14 protein-coding genes are annotated in these 15,093 nt (G+C 72.1%); 11 read left to right on the forward strand and 3 right to left on the reverse strand.

Features of this window, described 5'->3' with window-relative positions; translation table 11 throughout:
* Positions 1 to 476 precede the first annotated feature (476 nt).
* From K8638_RS14845 to K8638_RS14885, 9 genes are all read left to right on the forward strand, one after another.
* The gene (locus tag K8638_RS14845) at positions 477 to 2,984 is read left to right on the forward strand and encodes an ATP-binding protein (RefSeq protein WP_223755277.1); all 2,508 of its coding nucleotides are present in this window, start codon (positions 477 to 479) and stop codon (positions 2,982 to 2,984) included.
* Positions 2,985 to 3,048: 64 nt separating this feature from the next.
* The gene (locus K8638_RS14850; protein WP_223755171.1) at positions 3,049 to 4,920 is read left to right on the forward strand and encodes a tetratricopeptide repeat protein; all 1,872 of its coding nucleotides are present in this window, start codon (positions 3,049 to 3,051) and stop codon (positions 4,918 to 4,920) included.
* Positions 4,921 to 4,932: 12 nt separating this feature from the next.
* Positions 4,933 to 5,772, forward strand: coding sequence for an alpha/beta hydrolase (locus K8638_RS14855; protein WP_223755172.1), 840 nt, complete (start codon positions 4,933 to 4,935; stop codon positions 5,770 to 5,772).
* Between the two features lie 58 nt (positions 5,773 to 5,830).
* Positions 5,831 to 6,172, forward strand: a complete 342-nt coding sequence (gene bacN / locus K8638_RS14860) for a bactofilin BacN (protein WP_223755173.1) — start codon at positions 5,831 to 5,833, stop codon at positions 6,170 to 6,172.
* Between the two features lie 55 nt (positions 6,173 to 6,227).
* Complete coding sequence (locus K8638_RS14865) at positions 6,228 to 6,551, forward strand: polymer-forming cytoskeletal protein (RefSeq protein ID WP_370643985.1); 324 nt, start codon at positions 6,228 to 6,230, stop codon at positions 6,549 to 6,551.
* Between the two features lie 3 nt (positions 6,552 to 6,554).
* Entirely contained in the window at positions 6,555 to 7,241 is a 687-nt protein-coding gene (gene bacP / locus K8638_RS14870) for a bactofilin BacP (protein WP_223755174.1), read from the forward strand.
* A gap of 61 nt (positions 7,242 to 7,302) precedes the next feature.
* Positions 7,303 to 8,373, forward strand: coding sequence for a ParB/RepB/Spo0J family partition protein (locus K8638_RS14875; protein WP_223755175.1), 1,071 nt, complete (start codon positions 7,303 to 7,305; stop codon positions 8,371 to 8,373).
* A 3-nt stretch (positions 8,374 to 8,376) separates the two neighbouring features.
* Entirely contained in the window at positions 8,377 to 8,943 is a 567-nt protein-coding gene (gene pyrE / locus K8638_RS14880; protein WP_223755176.1) for an orotate phosphoribosyltransferase, read from the forward strand.
* On the forward strand, positions 8,940 to 9,569 hold the full coding sequence (locus K8638_RS14885; protein WP_223755177.1) for a hypothetical protein: 630 nt from the start codon (positions 8,940 to 8,942) through the stop codon (positions 9,567 to 9,569). The genes pyrE and K8638_RS14885 overlap by 4 nt, the downstream gene beginning before the upstream one ends.
* Before the next feature lie 31 nt (positions 9,570 to 9,600).
* On the opposite strand, the gene K8638_RS14890 is transcribed toward K8638_RS14885, so the two are convergent.
* From K8638_RS14890 to nadB, 3 genes are read right to left on the reverse strand one after another with little or no spacing between them, the layout of a single operon-like run.
* Positions 9,601 to 10,194, reverse strand: a complete 594-nt coding sequence (locus tag K8638_RS14890) for a TIGR00730 family Rossman fold protein (protein WP_223755178.1) — start codon at positions 10,192 to 10,194, stop codon at positions 9,601 to 9,603.
* Position 10,195: 1 nt separating this feature from the next.
* The gene (locus K8638_RS14895) at positions 10,196 to 10,933 is read right to left on the reverse strand and encodes a rhomboid family intramembrane serine protease (RefSeq protein WP_223755179.1); all 738 of its coding nucleotides are present in this window, start codon (positions 10,931 to 10,933) and stop codon (positions 10,196 to 10,198) included.
* Positions 10,934 to 10,939: 6 nt separating this feature from the next.
* A complete protein-coding gene (nadB, locus tag K8638_RS14900; RefSeq protein ID WP_223755180.1) occupies positions 10,940 to 12,529 on the reverse strand; it encodes an L-aspartate oxidase in 1,590 nt (529 codons plus the stop codon).
* Between the two features lie 89 nt (positions 12,530 to 12,618).
* Here nadB and K8638_RS14905 point away from each other — a divergent pair, with 89 nt between their 5' ends.
* Together K8638_RS14905 and K8638_RS14910 are read left to right on the forward strand one after the other, a co-directional pair.
* A complete protein-coding gene (locus tag K8638_RS14905) occupies positions 12,619 to 13,308 on the forward strand; it encodes a transglycosylase SLT domain-containing protein (protein ID WP_223755181.1) in 690 nt (229 codons plus the stop codon).
* Positions 13,265 to 15,085, forward strand: coding sequence for a tetratricopeptide repeat protein (locus K8638_RS14910; protein ID WP_223755182.1), 1,821 nt, complete (start codon positions 13,265 to 13,267; stop codon positions 15,083 to 15,085). Before K8638_RS14905 ends, K8638_RS14910 begins: the two co-directional genes overlap by 44 nt.
* Positions 15,086 to 15,093 lie beyond the last annotated feature (8 nt).

Consider the following 15,093-nt stretch of genomic DNA (forward strand, 5'->3'; position numbering starts at 1 on the left):
GAAGCCCCACTGGCGGTGCGCCCTCCCTGGCTCCCGGCTCCCGGCCGGGGGGCGGGGGGGGCCCCAGCCCGGGTCATGGGAGGGCGCCAGGGAGTTGCAATTGCAGCCATGCTGGCGCCTGATCGACGGTAAGCGGGGCGGCCGGCCGGGCCCGCCCTTGCCGGAGGGAAGGGGCTCACTCGCCAGGTGTTCGCGCGGAGTTGGACCGGGGGTGATAAGGAAGCCCGGGTCATCCAGCGGGCGCGGAGGGAGGCCACGGCGGGACGTGTCGTGGGAATTGCTTAGCCAGCAGGTGTGTGCCGTACAGGCCCTCTTATCCTTCCCCCTGTCCGAAGTCCGCCGCTCTGGCCCACGGCCCTGTTCAGCGGCATGATCCGAATCCGAACCATGTACCTTTTCGCACGCAGTGTGTATTCGCAGCCTCTCCATCCGGCCGTTTCCGGCCGGCGGGGCCGAGGTTCACCGTGAGAGTCGAGATGCAGCCGGATCAGCGGGGACGCGTGCTGGTGGTGGCCGCCAAGGAGGCGGGTGACGCCCTCATGGAGCGGCTCATGGCGAGCGGCTACCAGTGTGCGTCAACGGAGCAGGAGAGCGGCCTGTCCCAGGTGGCCGACGCGCTCCAGCCCGAGGTGGTGCTGCTGGCGGTGACGGCGAAGCGGGCGGCGGAGATGCTGGACTCGCTGCGCAAGGTGGAGCGCCTGCAGCGGCTCCCCGTGCTGGTGGACCTGGGCCGCACCCGCTCCGCGGAGGCCTTCAAACGTCTGGCAGTGGACGATTGGATTCGCAGCGCGGACGAGGTGGTGCCCCGGCTGGAGGCGGCGCTGCGCGCGGGCCGGCTGCGGGACAGGGAGGAGCGCATCCGGCTGCGGATGGGGATGCTGCTGGAAATCACCCAGGCGGCCACCAGCTCGCTGGAGCTGGAGGAAATCCTCCGCATCGCGGTGGACAAGGTGGGCCGCGTCACCGGGACGGACCGCTGCTCCGTGGTGCTGGTGGAGGGCAGCCATGCCCGCACCGCCCGGGTGGTGGCCACGCAGGAGGACCCGAGCCTCGTCGAGCTGGACATCGAGGTGGCCCGCTACCCGGAGCTGCGCCGCGCGCTGGAGACGCGGGAGCCGGTGCTGATTGAAGAGGCGCAGCGCGACCCGCTGATGGCGGAGGTTCGCACCTCCATCGTCCCGCTGGGCGTGAAGTCCATCCTGGTGCAGCCGCTCATCTGCCAGGACGACCTGCTGGGCGCGCTCTTCCTGCGCGTGTCGCGGGTGGACGCGTCGTTCGGCCGGGACGAGCAGGAGTTCGCGCAGGCGGTGGCCGGCGTGCTGGCCAACTCCATCCGCAACGCGCGCCTGCACACGGCGGTGAAGAAGAAGCGCGAGGACCTGGAGCTGGCGTACGTGCAGCGCTACCAGGAGCTGAACGACGCCAACCGCCGCCTCAAGGAGCTGAACCGGCTGAAGGACGAAATCATCGCCGTGTGCAGCCACGACCTGCGCGCCCCGCTCCAGGTCCTGCTGGGCCACGGCCGGCTGCTGCAGGAGGGCCCGCTGGAGGCCCAGCAGAAGCAGTCCGCCGAGGCGATGATTCGCCAGGGCAAGAAGATTCTCGGACTGGTGGAGTCGCTGCTGGAGAAGGGGAAGGGCGAGGCGGCGCGGCTGTCGATTGAGCCGCGGGTGCTGGACGTGGCGCAGCTGTGCCGGGACGCGGTCAACGAGCTGGAAATCCTGGCCGCCGACCGGGGCGTGTCCCTGCGCGCCGCGTGCCCGGACAGCCTGATGCTCATCGGCGACGAGGTGAAGCTGCACGAGGTGCTGCAGAACCTCATCACCAACGCCATCCACCATGCGAGCCAGGACGGCGAGGTGGTGGTGAGCACCCAGCGGCTGGCGCGGCCGGACGGGGACGCGGCCAAGATTTGCGTGCAGGACGACGGCGTGGGCATCCCCCCGGACGAGCTGCACCTGGTCTTCGACCGCTACCGCCACGGCGGCAAGGGCACGGGGCTGGGGCTGGCCATCTGCAAGGAGTTCGTGGAGCTGCACGGCGGGGAAATCTGGGCGGAGAGCCCTCCGGAGAAGGGGTGCATCTTCGTCTTCACCCTGCCGCTGGCGCAGGAGGCGCCGCGCAACCCGCGGCCGCAGCAGCCCGCCGTCACCTCGCCGCAGGAGCAGCCGCGCGTGCTGGTGGTGGAGGACGAGCCCGAAATCGCCGCCGTGCTGTCGGAGGTGCTGCGCTCCAAGTACCGGGTGGAGGTGGCGCGCGACGGCGCGGAGGGCCTGGCCAAGGCGCGCGCGCAGCGGCCGGACCTGGTGGTGATGGACGTGTTCCTGCCCAAGCTGGACGGCCTGGACGCGGCCATGGCGCTCAAGTCCTCGTCGGACACGGCCCAGATTCCCGTCATCCTCCTGTCCGCCCACCAGGGCGTGGCGGAGAAGGTCCGCTCGCTCAACCTGGGCGCGGTGGACTACATGAGCAAGCCGTTCAACGCGGTGGAGCTCCTCAACCGCACCGAGCGCGCCCTCAAGCTGCGCCAGGGCGAGCGTGAGCAGCAGGAGAAGGAGCGCGCCAGCGCCCTGCAGCGGCGCACCGGCAGCGACCCGGCCACGGGCCTGCATGACCGGCGCGGGCTGCTGTTGCGGCTGGAGCAGGAGCTGACGCGCAGCCGGCGCTACCACCGCCCCTTGAGCCTCGCGGTGCTGCGGCCGGACCGCCCGGTGGAGCCCGTGCCCGCCGCCATCTCCGACGTCATGCGCAAGCGGGTGCGCCACCCCGACGCCCTGTCCCACCTGGGCGGCGGCGTCTTCGTGGTCGTCCTCCCCGAGTGCCAGGCGGACGCCGCGCGCAACGTCATCAGCCGCATGCTGCCGGACGTGGAGAAGGTGACGGACACCGAGTACCGCTCGGCGGTGGCGGACGTGAGCCAGGACAGCGACCCGGTGGAGAAGCTGCTGGAAAAGCTGGGGGCGCCGCCTCCCGAGGAGACGTGACGACCCCGCGGGGAGGTGGGACACGCCTGCACGCCGGGCGGGGCCGCGCTAGAATCCTCCTTGCGTGAGCCCCTCCCGCCTCCTCGCCTCCGCGTTGCTCCTCGCCCTCGTGGCGAGAGGTGCCTCCGCGGCCCCGCCGAAGCGCCCGCGGGTGGACCGCGAGGCCATGCGCGAGGCCATGGACGCGGCGGCCACGGACGAGGAGAGCTTCTCGTCCTCCGCCAGCTACGCGAACTACCTCCAGGCGCGGCTGCTGCACCATGCCGGGGACCACCGGGGCGCGGTGGACGCGCTGCGCCTGTCGCTGGCCACGGATGACGGGCACCCGCTGCTGCTCACCCGGCTGGCGGAGGAGTACGCGCGCCTGGGAAGCCTGGACAAGGCCGAGCGCGAGCTGCGCCGGGCGGTGGAGCGCTCCCCGGCGTACTACCCGGCCCACGTGCTGCTGGGGCGGGTGCTGCTGGAGTCCGGCCGCTACACCCGGGCCCGCCTGCACCTGCGGCGCGCGGTGGCCCTCAAGCCGCGCGAGCCGGAGGCGTACCTGGTGCTGGCCCAGCTCCACCTGGAGGCCGGCGCCCCGGACGAGGCGGTGAAGGTGGTGGACGCGCTGGCGCTGGCGCTGCCCGGTGAGGCCTCGGGCTACCGGCGCCTGGGGCTGGCCCTGGCCGAGCGCGGCGATGTGGCGCGCGCCGAGCGCCTGCTGGTGGAGGCCAGCCGGAGGGACCCGGGCGACGTGGAGGTGCTGTCCGCGCTGGCGAAGCTGTACGAGGCCACGGGCCGGCCGGCCGAGGCCGAGGAGGCCCTGGCGAGCGCCTTGCGGAGAGATCCGGACAGCCAGGAGGTGCTGCTGGCCGCCGGCCGCGCCGCGCTCAAGGCCGGCTCGGTGGTGCGGGCCCGGGCCTACTTCGACCGGCTGCTGTCGCTGTCCACCGAGCCGGAGATGGCCGTGCGGGTGGCCTTCAGCTACCTGGCCGCGCGCGAGCCCGCCGCCGCGGCGGAGGTGCTGGACTCGGCCCGCCGCGCCGGGGAGGGCGAGCCCCGGCTGGCCTACTACGCGGGCCTGGTGCACGAGCGGATGCGCCGCTTCCCGGAGGCCGCCGCCGCCTTCGCCGCGGTGCCCCCGGGCCACGACGTCTTCCCCGACGCGCGCGTGCGCCGCGCCCGCTGCCTGTCGCTCGGAGGCGAGCACCCGCGCGCCCTGGCGCTGCTGCGCGCCGCCCTCCAGGACGCCCCGGAGGACGCGGAGGTCCGCACCCAGTACGCCCGGGCGCTGGAGCGCGCCGGCACGCCCGCGAAGGCCGAGGCCGTGCTGAAGGAGGGACTGGCCGCCGCGCCCTCCGCCGCGCTGTATGACGCGCTCGCCGCAACCCTGCACCGGCAGGGGAGGGGGACGGAGGCGCTGGCCCTGCTGCGCGACGTGGTGGCGCGTACCCCTCGGGACGAGGAGTTGCTGTACGTGCTGGGCGCGGCCCACGAGCGGCAGGGCGATGTGGACGGCGCGCTGGCGCGGATGCGGGCGGTGCTGGAGGTGGACCCGGACCACGCCCCGGCGCTGAACTTCCTGGGCTACCTCATGGCCCAGGCGGGGAGGGACCTGGACGAGGCCGAGCGCAAGGTGCTGCGCGCGCTGGAGTTGCGCCCGGATACCGGGGCCTTCCTGGACTCGCTGGGGTGGGTGTACTTCCGGCGCGGCGAGTACCTGCGCGCGGTGGAGGCGCTGGAGCGGGCCTCCACGCTGTCCCCGGACGAGCCCGTCATCCTCGAGCACCTGGGGGACGCCTACCAGCGAGCCTCCCGCATGGAGGACGCGGCCAGCGCCTGGCGCCGGGCCCTGGACGTGCTGGCGCTGGACCCTGAGTCCGCCGAGCCCCCCGGGCAGCGCGCCGTGCTGGAGCGCAAGCTCAAGGCGCTACCCACGCGTGCGTCGGGCCGCTAAGTTGGGGCGCATATGGCGCGTCACGACGAGGGCTTCTTCAGCGGCAGGGACGGGACCCGGCTCTTCTGGAGGTCCAGCTTCCCCGACGCCGACCCGCGCGCGCACGTGGCCGTGGTCCACGGCTACGGAGACCACTTCGGCCGCTACCAGTACCTCACGGACGCGCTGCTGGCGGACGGCTTCGCGGTGCACGGCTTCGACTACCGCGGCCATGGCCGCGCCGAGGGGCGCCGGGCCTACTGCGAGCAGTGGCCCCACTACGTGGACGACCTGGAGGCGTTCTGGGCGCGGGTGCGCAAGGACGCGGGCGGGAAGAAGACCTTCCTGCTGGGCCACAGCCACGGCGGGCTGATGGCCGTGCACTGGGCGGGCCGCCTCAAGGTGGAGGGGCTGGCGGGCATGGTGCTGTCAGCCCCCTACTTCAAGCTGGCGATTACACCCCCGGCCATGAAGGTGATGGCCGCGCGCGCGGTGGGGAAGCTGGTGCCATGGCTGGCCCTCAAGACGGAGTTGGCCATCGAGGACCTGAGCAAGGACCCGGAGGTGCAGCGCGCCACCCGCGAGGACCCGCTCTACCTGCGCGTCGTCACACCGCGCTGGTTCCTGGAGTCTTCCAAGGCACAGGTCGAGGCGATGCTGCTGGCGCCGAAGATTCAAGCCCCGCTGTTCGTGCTGTGCGGCGCGGAGGACGGCGTGGCCGCTCCGGCGGCGGCACGGGTCTTCTTCGAGACGGCGGGCTCGGTGGACAAGAAGTTCAAGGAGTACCCCGGAATGCGTCACGAGCCGCTCAACGAGGTGGGGCGGGCGGAAGTCTTCCGGGATATCTCCGGCTGGATCTCCGCGCATCTCTGACATAATCAGGTCGCCCGGCTCCCGCGTGAGGGGCCGGCGCGCTGGGTGAGGTCACCGCATGGCAACGGGTGAAACGGGCATCATCGGCAAGGGCATCGTCATCAAGGGCAGCCTCACGGGAGGTGGGGACCTGGTCATCGAGGGGCGGGTGGAGGGGCAGATTGCCCTGAAGAACCACCTGACCATCGAAGGCACCGGGAAGGTGCAGGCGGACATCCGGGCCGAGGAACTGACCATCAACGGTGAGGCGAGCGGCAACATCGACGCCTCGACCCGCGTGGCCATCAACGCCTCGGCCAAGGTGGCCGGCGACATCAAGGCGCCTCGCGTCGTCATCGAGGATGGGGCCGTGTTCAACGGCTCCATCGAGATGGACGTGCAGCTGCCGGACGACATCTGAGACTCACGCCGGGCTTCGCACGGCACACACCTTTCGAGAGGGGCGGACAACACTCATGGCGAATACGGTCATTGGCTCGAGCATCGTCATCGACGGGGAGATCTCCGGAGACGAGGACCTGGTCATCCAGGGCACCGTGAAGGGGAAGATCTCCCTCAAGGAGAGCCTCTTCGTGGAAGGCAGCGGCGTCGTCGAGGCGGACATCGAGACGCAGAACGTGGAGATCGCCGGCCGGGTGACGGGCAACATCGTCGCCAGCGACAAGGTGGAGCTGAAGACGGACTGCCGCGTGGTGGGCGACATCAAGGCCCCGCGCATCCTCATCGCCGACGGTGCCTCCTTCAAGGGCAACGTCGACATGGACATGAAGGAGCGCTGATTCGTGGCCACCGCGAAGGAGCTCTCAGGGAGCAACAACGTCAACAACACCGTGGTGGGGCCCTCCATCCTCATCAGCGGCCGGTTGACGGGCGACGAGGACCTCACCGTCCGCGGGCGCGTGGAGGGTGAGCTGACGCTCAGCCGGACGCTCATCGTGGAGCCCTCCGGCGTGGTGAAGGCGAACGTGGCGGTGAGGAACGCCATCGTCAGCGGCGTGGTGGTGGGCAACATCAACGCCACCGAAAGCGTGGAGCTGACCCGCGAGGGCCGCATGGTGGGCGACATCCGCGCCCCCCGCGTCATCATCGTGGACGGCGCCAGCTTCCGCGGCCGCGTGGACATGGGCGACGTGGAGCCGGGCCGCCTGCCGGCGGAGCGCCCCACGGTGGCGCGCCCGACGGCGGTGGCGCGTCCCGCCCTGCCGGCGCGTCCGACGGCGCCCGCGCGTCCGCCCGCGCCGCCTCCGCGTCCGGCGGCTCCGGCCGCCGCGCCGCGTCCGGCCGCCGCGCCGCCTCCGCCCGCCCGCCCGGCGGCCAAGCCGATGCCTCCGCCTCCGCCGCCCACGCGCGTGGAGGCCCGTCCGGCGCCCGCGCCGGCTGAGCAGCCGGCCGCCGCCGAACCGCCAACGCCCTCCGTCATGGGTGCTGGCGCGAAGAAGAAGGTCGTGGTGAAGAAGAAGGCCCGCTAGAGAGCATCGCCCGCGCCACCGGGGTCGGTGGCGCGGGGGTGGTCAGACCAGGGGTGCCGCCATGGACGCCGAGCACAGGGTTGACGGACAGGAAGGGATGCAGGGCAACGCGCCCGAGGGTGGCTCGCCGTCGTCGTCCGAGCCAACCGAGACGCAGTCCCACGCCGGTGATGGTGGCCACGGTGAGGGCTCGCCCCAGGGTGAGCAGCGCACCGAGGGCGAGCGTGGCCCCAACGGCGGAGAGCACCACGCCGAGGGTGAGCGCCCCAGCGGTGGCGAGCCCCCGGGTGAGCAGCGCGCCGAGGGCGGAGCGCCGCCCCAGGACACTGGCGCTCCATCCGCGGGTGGCGAGCCGGAACAGGGCGCCGAGCCCGCGCGTGAGGCCGCCGCCCAGGGTGAGGGTGCCCAGGCCGCTGCCGAGCAGGGCGGGCCCCAGGGGGCCGAGCCCGCACAGGAAGAATCCATGGAGGAGGAGGGCGCCGAGGGTGGCGAGCCGGAGGAGCTGGCCGCGCCAGAGGAGCGCCTGGCGGGACGGGTGACGCTGATGCTGCTGCCGTTGGAGAAGCTGCTGGACGACACCACCTTCCAGCTCCGTCCGGAGGGGGATGTGTCCGGCCTGGCTACGGACATCGCCCGGCTGGGGCAGCTCTTCCCGGTGGACGTCCGTCCGGTGGGGGAGGACCGCTACCAGCTGGTGTGTGGCTTCCGCCGGGTGGCCGCGCTGCGCTTCCTCAAGCGGGACGCGGTGCAGGCGCGCGTGCACTCGGGCCTGACGGACGAGGACGCGCTCCTCATGTCCCTGGCGGAGGCCATCCACGCCACGCCGGTGGAGCCCGAGGTGCTGGAGGCCAAGCGCGAGCAGCTCGAGTCGCAGGGCCGGCTGAGCGCGGCGGTGCGCGACATGCTGGAGAAGGCGCTCGCCACCGAGGACACGCTGGCGCCGGAGGGCGTGGAAGAAGAAATCGACGCGGACGAGCTGGCGGCGGACGTGTCGCAGCGGCTCGGCGCCATCAACCAGGACCTGTCGCTGCTGGCGGACGTGTTCGCCGCGCTGGACGAGTCGCGCAAGGCGGAGCTGTTGATGCAGTTGAGGTACTCGTCGGAGCTGGTGGCGTACCTGGAGGGACTGTAGGCCATGGCGGATCCGCTCTCGCGAGACAGGGCCCGGCTGCTGGAGCTGCTCACGGAGCGCTCCTTCGAGCGTCGGCGCGTGGTGCTCTCGTCCGGCAAGGAGTCGGACTTCTACATCGACTGCAAGCGCACGGCGCTGCTGGCCGAGGGCCACTTCCTCATCGGCCGCCTGCTGCTGCAGTCCATCCTCCGCCACGCGCCGCAGGCGGTGGGCGTGGGAGGGCTGACGCTGGGCGCGGATCCGCTGGCGTCGGCGGTGAGCCTCACCGGCTACCTGTCGGGCCAGCCGCTCGCGGCCTTCATCGTCCGCAAGGAGCCCAAGGGCCATGGCACCGGCCAGTGGATTGAAGGCCTGAGCGGCGTGGGCCCGGGCGCGGCGGTGGCCATCGTCGAGGACGTCGTCACCACGGGGGCGTCCACGCTCAAGGCGATTGAGCGCGCGCAGGAGGAGGGGCTGAAGGTGCTGGGCGCCTTCGCCCTGGTGGACCGGCTGGAGGGCGGCCGCGAGGCGGTGGAAGCCGCGGGCCACCGGCTCTTCACCCTGTTCACGCGCAAGGACTTCATCCCGTGAGCAAGCCGTTCGCCGCCGTGGCGCTGCTGGCCCTGCTGGCCGGCTGCGTCACCACCCCGCCCAGCGCCGGAGAGCCGGCGCCGACCCTGCCGGACGAGCAGGCCGAGCAGGCCTACCGCTCCATCCTGGCGAAGTACTCGGGGCGGCACGAAATCTACGACGGCTTCGACACCCGCCTCTTCGTGGGCGCCACCCTGCAGACGCCCGCCTTCCGCGAGGCGCGGGTGCGGCGCCGGGCGGCCTTCCAGACGCTGCCGGAGAGCGAAGTGGAGCGGCTGCTCGCCATCGAGCGCGCCGAGGCCGCGCAGGTGCACGAGTTCTTCATGGGCGTGCACGTCAACGACTACCGCTACGCTCCATTCGACACCAGGCGCTCCATCTGGCGGCTGTCGCTGGTGACACCCACGGGCGAGGTGACGCCGACGAGCATCGACTGGATAGGCCGGGTGAACCTCGACACGCAGGCCTACTACCCCTACGCGGGCATGTTCTGGGTGGGCTGGAGGGTGCGGTTCCCCACCACGCTCCCCGACGGGCAGCCGGTGATTCCTCCGGGCACGGAGCAGGTGATGTTCCGCCTGTCCTCGTCCCTGGGGAAGGCCGAGCTGGTGATGTCCGCGCGGTAGACGCGGGTCATCCGGCCCCTCGCGCCGGGCCTCACGTCTGGCCGGTTCGCCGCAGCCACTTCTCCACCAGCGGCAGGGTGGGGCCGGCCATCAGCCGGTCCACCAGCTCCGCGGGCGAGTCACTCACGGCGAAGGGCACGGCCTGCGCCTCCGGGACGAAGCCCTCCGCCGCCATGTGCCGCGCCAGGGCCACCAGCGGCTGGAAGAAGCCGCGCGTGTCCAAAAGGCCCATGGGCTTGCGGTGCAGGCCGAGCTGCGCCCAGGTGACGATTTCGAAGAGCTCGTCCAGCGTGCCGAAGCCGCCGGGCAGGGCGACGAAGGCGTCCGCGCGCTCCGCCATCAGCGCCTTGCGCTCGTGCATGGAGCCCACGGAGTGCAGCTCCGTGAGGCCCTTGTGGGCAATCTCCCTCGGCCTCATGAAGTCGGGCAGCACGCCCACCACCCGGCCACCGGCGGCCAGCGCGGCGTCCGCCACCGCGCCCATGACGCCCACGCTGGCCCCGCCGTAGACGAGCGTGAGGCCCCGCCGGGCGAGCTCGGTGCCCAGCCGCGTGGCGGACTCGAGGTACTCCGGCCGGTTGCCGGGCCGCGAGCCGCAGAACACACAGACGCTTCTCACTTCCATGTCACAGGCCCCCGCGCCGCTCGGGGTGCGCCGCGTAGAGCGCCACCACCAGGCTGAGGAAGAGGAGGATGGGCAGGGCGCGCGCGTACACCTGGCGCCCCATCCGCAGGGCCAGCCCGCAGGGCAGGCCAAAGAGGAAGCCGCCCAGGTGGCCGGACCAGCTCACGAAGGGCAGCAGGCTGAGGACGGCCACCTGCGCCAGCCAGATGAGCAGGTCCTGCCGGCCCTGTTTGGTGGAGATGGGCAGCATGGCGCCCGCCCACCCCAGAATCATTCCGGACGCCCCCACCGTGGGCACGTCGAAGTCGAAGAGGAGGGACAGGGTGGACGCGCCCAGCGCGGTGACGAGCGACAGCCCCAGGAAGCGCAGGCTGCCGATGCCCCGCTCCAGCGTGAAGCCGAGCGTCACCACCACCGACATGTTGAAGACGAGGTGGAGGAGGTTGCCGTGCTCCAGCACCGCGCCCAGCAGCCGCCAGTACTGGCCGGCCTGCACGGCGGGCCCGTACAGCGCCAGCGGGGGAAGCCGGCCCACCACGTTGCCGTCCGCGAAGATGAGCCGCGACAGGGGGAGGCTGCGCTCCACCACGAACAACAACACCGCGCCCGCGATGAGGACGTAGCACACCCACGGCCGGGGCAGCGGAGCGCCGGGCCCGGGAGGAGGCTGCGCGCCCGGGGCCCCCGGAGGACCGGGGGGAAGCTCATCCAGGATGCCGCGGCGCGGGCCGGACGTCATGGCGGCTCAGAGCTCCCGCGAGAGCACGGTGTCGCGCAGCCAGTGGTGGTCGTCCGTGTGCGGGTAGTCCAGCGTGAAGTGCAGGCCGCGGCTCTCCCGGCGGCGGCTGGCGCAGTCGACGATGAGGTAGGCCACCTCGGCGATGTTGCGCAGCTCGATGACGTCGCGAGTCACCTTGAAGTGCCAGTAGTAGTCGCGAATCTCCTCGCGCAGCAGCTCCAGCCGGCGCCGGGCGCGCATCAGCCGCTTGTCCGTGCGGACGATGCCCACGTAGTTCCACATCAGCCGGCGAATCTCGTCCCAGTTGTGGGTGACGACGACGCTCTCGTCGGACTCCACCGCGCTGCCCGGGTCCCACGCCGGCGGGTCCTCCTTCGGGGCGGACCAGGCATGCAGCTCCTCGACGGCCCTCCTCACCGCGCGGTGGCCGAACACCAGCCCCTCCAGCAGCGAGTTGGACGCCAGCCGGTTGGCGCCGTGCAGGCCGGTGCAGGACACCTCGCCAATGGCGTAGAGGCCGGGCAGGGTGGTGCGTCCGTCCAGGTCCGTCACCACGCCGCCGCACATGTAGTGGGCCGCGGGCACCACGGGGATGGGCTGCACGGCCATGTCGATGTTGAAGGCCTTGCAGGTGGCGTAGATGTTGGGGAAGCGCTCGGTGAGGAAGGCGCGGCCCAGGTGCGTCATGTCCAGGTAGACGCACTCGTCGCCGGTGCGCTTGAGCTCGGCGTCGATGGCGCGCGCCACCACGTCACGCGGGGCGAGCGCGCCCATCGAATGGTAGCGCTCCATGAAGGTGGCGCCGCCCTTGAGCCGCAGCTTGCCGCCCTCGCCGCGCAGCGCCTCGCTGATGAGGAAGCTCTTGGCCTCGGGGTGGTACAGGCAGGTGGGGTGGAACTGGTAGAACTCCATGTTCGCCACCCGCGCGCCCGCGCGGTACGCCATGGCCACGCCGTCACCCGTGGCCACGTCCGGGTTGGAGGTGTACAGGTACACCTTGCCCGCGCCGCCGGTGGCCAGCACCGTCACCTTCGCCAGGAAGCGCTCGATGTCGCCGTTCTCCAGGAGCGCGTACACGCCCAGGCACCGGTGGGCGCCCGGGTGGGGCGTGCGCCGGTCCAGGATGAGGTCGATGGCGGCCGTGTGGGGGAAGAAGGTGATGTTGGGCTGCTCGTCACAGGCGGCCAGCATGGCGCGCTGCACCTCGCGGCCGGTGATGTCCCCCGAGTGGATGATGCGCCGGGCGGAGTGGCCGCCCTCGCGCGTCAGGTCGAACTCGCCGCTGGCGCGCCGGTTGAAGTCCGCGCCCAGCTCCACCAGCTCGCGCACGCGCTCGGGGCCCTCCTTCACCGTGACTTCCACCGCGTCGCGGTGGCACAGCCCCGCGCCGGCCACGAGGGTGTCCTCGATGTGGGCATCAAAGGTATCAGTAGGTGCGAGTACGCTGGCGATGCCGCCCTGGGCATAGGCGGTGTTGCTCTCCGCGCGCTCCCGCTTGGCGAGGACCGCGACGGTGCCATGCCGGGCCGCCTGGAGGGCGAACGAGAGACCCGCCACACCGCTACCGAGGACGAGGAAATCGAACCGATGGGGCATGGTGGACAGCCTTAATGGTGGTAAGTGCCGGAAACAAGGCGTTTTCTTGAGGACTTTCCGGCGGTTGTCTAAGGTTGGTGGCAGCCGATATGCGTGCCATTCCCGCGCTCCTCGCAGCCGCCCTGCTGGCCCTGCCGCTGACGGCGGGGGCCTCCGAGTCCATCTACCGCTACGTGGAGAAGGACGGGACCATCGTCTACACGAATGTCCCCCCCACCGGCGCCAAGAGGGCGAAGCGGATGAAGGGCGCGTTCAGCAATGCCCCGGTGAAGACGGCGCCGGTGGTGGGGCGCAAGCGGACGCCGCCGGAGCTGGACCCGCACATCCAGGCCGCGGCGCAGCGCTACCGCATCCCCACGGCGCTGGTGCGCGCCATCATGCACACCGAGAGCAACTTCAACCCGAACGCGCTGAGCCACAAGGGCGCCAGCGGGCTGATGCAGCTCATGCCGGCCACCGCGTCGGACATGTACGTGAAGGACATCTTCGACGAGCGCGACAACATCGAGGGCGGCGTGCGCTACCTGCGCGTGCTCGCCAACATGTTCGACGGCGACATGGTGAAGATGATTGCCGCGTACAACGCCGGCCCCGAGGCGGTGAAGCGCTACGGCGGCAAGGTGCCCCCCTACGAGGAGACGCAGGGGTACGTGCGCAAGGTGCTCCAGCTCTACTTCCACTACAAGGAGCGCGAGCGGACCGACGAGAGCGGCCCCCGCGAGCCCACATCCCAGAATGACGACGCGCGCGAAGGGGCGGGGGGAGAAGAGCCCCGCTGACGACGAGTTCCTCCAACAGCTCTACCGCGGCGGCGAGCTGCTGGCCGCCGGGAAGGTCAAGGAGGCGAGGGAGTTCCTGGAGCGCGCCCACCAGCTCCAGCCCCGCCAGGAGAAGGCGCAGAACCTGCTGGGCCTCTGCTACTTCAAGCTCGGCATGTTCGACCGGGCCGCGGAGCTGTACGAGATGCTGGTGCGCGACAACCCGGTGGACCCGACACTGCGGGTCAACCTGGGCCTCGTCTACCTGAAGACGAACGCGCTCCAGCGCGCCGCCCGCGAGTTCGAGACGGCCACCGACCTGGCCCCCGAGCACCAGAAGGCGCAGAACTACCTGGGCCTGACGCTCGCGCAGATGGGCGAGTACGGCCGCGCGCGCGAGCACTTCCTCCTGGCGGGCAGCGACGCCATGGCGGAGAAGATGTCGCGAGCCATCGCCGGCGAGGGCTTCTCCCGGCCCACGCCCGCGCAGCCCGCCCGCGCCCGCGGCTTCGCCGAGCTGGACGACAGCGACGAGGCGCGCGAGCAGGCCGGCGAGCTGGTGGCAGCGCCCGCGACTCCGCCGGCGCCCGCGAAGGCCGCCGAGCCCGCGCGCCCACAGGCCCGCTCCGCCGGGCTCGCCGAGGGCGACTGGGGCGCACAGTTCGGCCTCGACACGGGACGCCCGGCGGCCGCCGCCGCTCCGGCCCGCGCGGAGCCGGAGCCCGAGGAGGAGGAGATCCGCCTCGCCGAGGACGAGGGACCCAGCGCCCTGTCCGCAGGTGGGGAAGAGATGCCGGTGCTCACCGCCACGCCCGAGGACGCGGAGGAACTGGCCATGGAGGCCCAGCACGAGCCTCCGGCCGGGCCGTCTCCGGACTCCGCCTTCGAGGAGACCTCCGCGGCGCTCGCCTCCAGCGTGCCGCTGACGCCGGTGCCGCTGTCGCGCGCCCAGCTCGCGAAGGCCAAGGCTCTCGCGCGCGCGGGTGCCGCGGCTCCGGCGCCTTCGGACGCGGCCGCCGGCGTCACGGCTCCGGCCGCTCCGGAAGGCGGTCCAGGCGCCGCGGCTCCGGCTGTCCCGGAGGGGGGCCCTGCAATCGCGGCTCCTCCGTCTCCGGCGGCGGCCCCCGAGGGCGCGGCGTGGGCGCTGGGCACGACGGTGCCGACGCTTTCCTCGCTGGCGCCCGCGGTGGCGCTGTCGGGGGCGGACGCCGCGCACCCGTTCCTGCTGGGACATGGCAGCTTCTCGGTGGTGGTGGATGGGGAGCTGCTCACCCGGCTGGAGGGGATGGTGGCCTTCAGTGGCTCGCTCACCTTCCAGCCGGAGATGAAGCGCTTCCGGGGCCGCGCCACGGACAAGGCCTTTGGCGAGGGCGCGGCGCGGATGGTGCGCGCGAAGGGCCGCGGCATCCTCTATATGGAGCCGTCCGAGAAGCGCACCTTCCTGGCGGTGGACCTGGGCGAGGACTCCGCCTACTTCCGCGACGAGTGCGTCTTCGCCTTCGAGGAGCCGGTGATGTTCGAGAACGGACGCGTGCCGTCCGACATCGCCCCGGACCTGGACCTCGTGCACCTGCGGGGGCAGGGGAGGGTCCTCTTGAGCCTGCCCGGGACGCTGCGCTCGGTGCCGGTGCACCCGGAGCAGGCGGTGACGGTGCCCCTGACACACCTGGTGGGCTGGCAGGGCAACCTCACGCCCCGCGTCGTCCCCCTGCTCAAGTCCCCCACCGGTGAGGTGCTCCGCACGGCGGTGGAGCTGGGTGGCGAAGGTTTTGCCCTCATCGCCCTCGGGGTCCGCTAGAAGGTGCC

Source organism: Myxococcus sp. RHSTA-1-4, assembly GCF_020037125.1.
Taxonomy (GTDB): domain Bacteria; phylum Myxococcota; class Myxococcia; order Myxococcales; family Myxococcaceae; genus Myxococcus.

Coding starts and splice junctions, on each gene's coding strand:
- K8638_RS14845 (WP_223755277.1), top strand. CDS start 477: ATGCAGCCGGATCAGCGGGGACGCGTGCTGGTGGTGGCCGCCAAGGAG.
- K8638_RS14855 (WP_223755172.1), top strand. CDS start 4,933: ATGGCGCGTCACGACGAGGGCTTCTTCAGCGGCAGGGACGGGACCCGG.
- bacN (WP_223755173.1), top strand. CDS start 5,831: ATGGCAACGGGTGAAACGGGCATCATCGGCAAGGGCATCGTCATCAAG.
- K8638_RS14865 (WP_370643985.1), top strand. CDS start 6,228: ATGGCGAATACGGTCATTGGCTCGAGCATCGTCATCGACGGGGAGATC.
- K8638_RS14875 (WP_223755175.1), top strand. CDS start 7,303: ATGGACGCCGAGCACAGGGTTGACGGACAGGAAGGGATGCAGGGCAAC.
- pyrE (WP_223755176.1), top strand. CDS start 8,377: ATGGCGGATCCGCTCTCGCGAGACAGGGCCCGGCTGCTGGAGCTGCTC.
- K8638_RS14890 (WP_223755178.1), bottom strand. CDS start 10,194: ATGGAAGTGAGAAGCGTCTGTGTGTTCTGCGGCTCGCGGCCCGGCAAC.
- K8638_RS14895 (WP_223755179.1), bottom strand. CDS start 10,933: ATGACGTCCGGCCCGCGCCGCGGCATCCTGGATGAGCTTCCCCCCGGT.
- nadB (WP_223755180.1), bottom strand. CDS start 12,529: ATGCCCCATCGGTTCGATTTCCTCGTCCTCGGTAGCGGTGTGGCGGGT.
- K8638_RS14905 (WP_223755181.1), top strand. CDS start 12,619: ATGCGTGCCATTCCCGCGCTCCTCGCAGCCGCCCTGCTGGCCCTGCCG.
- K8638_RS14910 (WP_223755182.1), top strand. CDS start 13,265: ATGACGACGCGCGCGAAGGGGCGGGGGGAGAAGAGCCCCGCTGACGAC.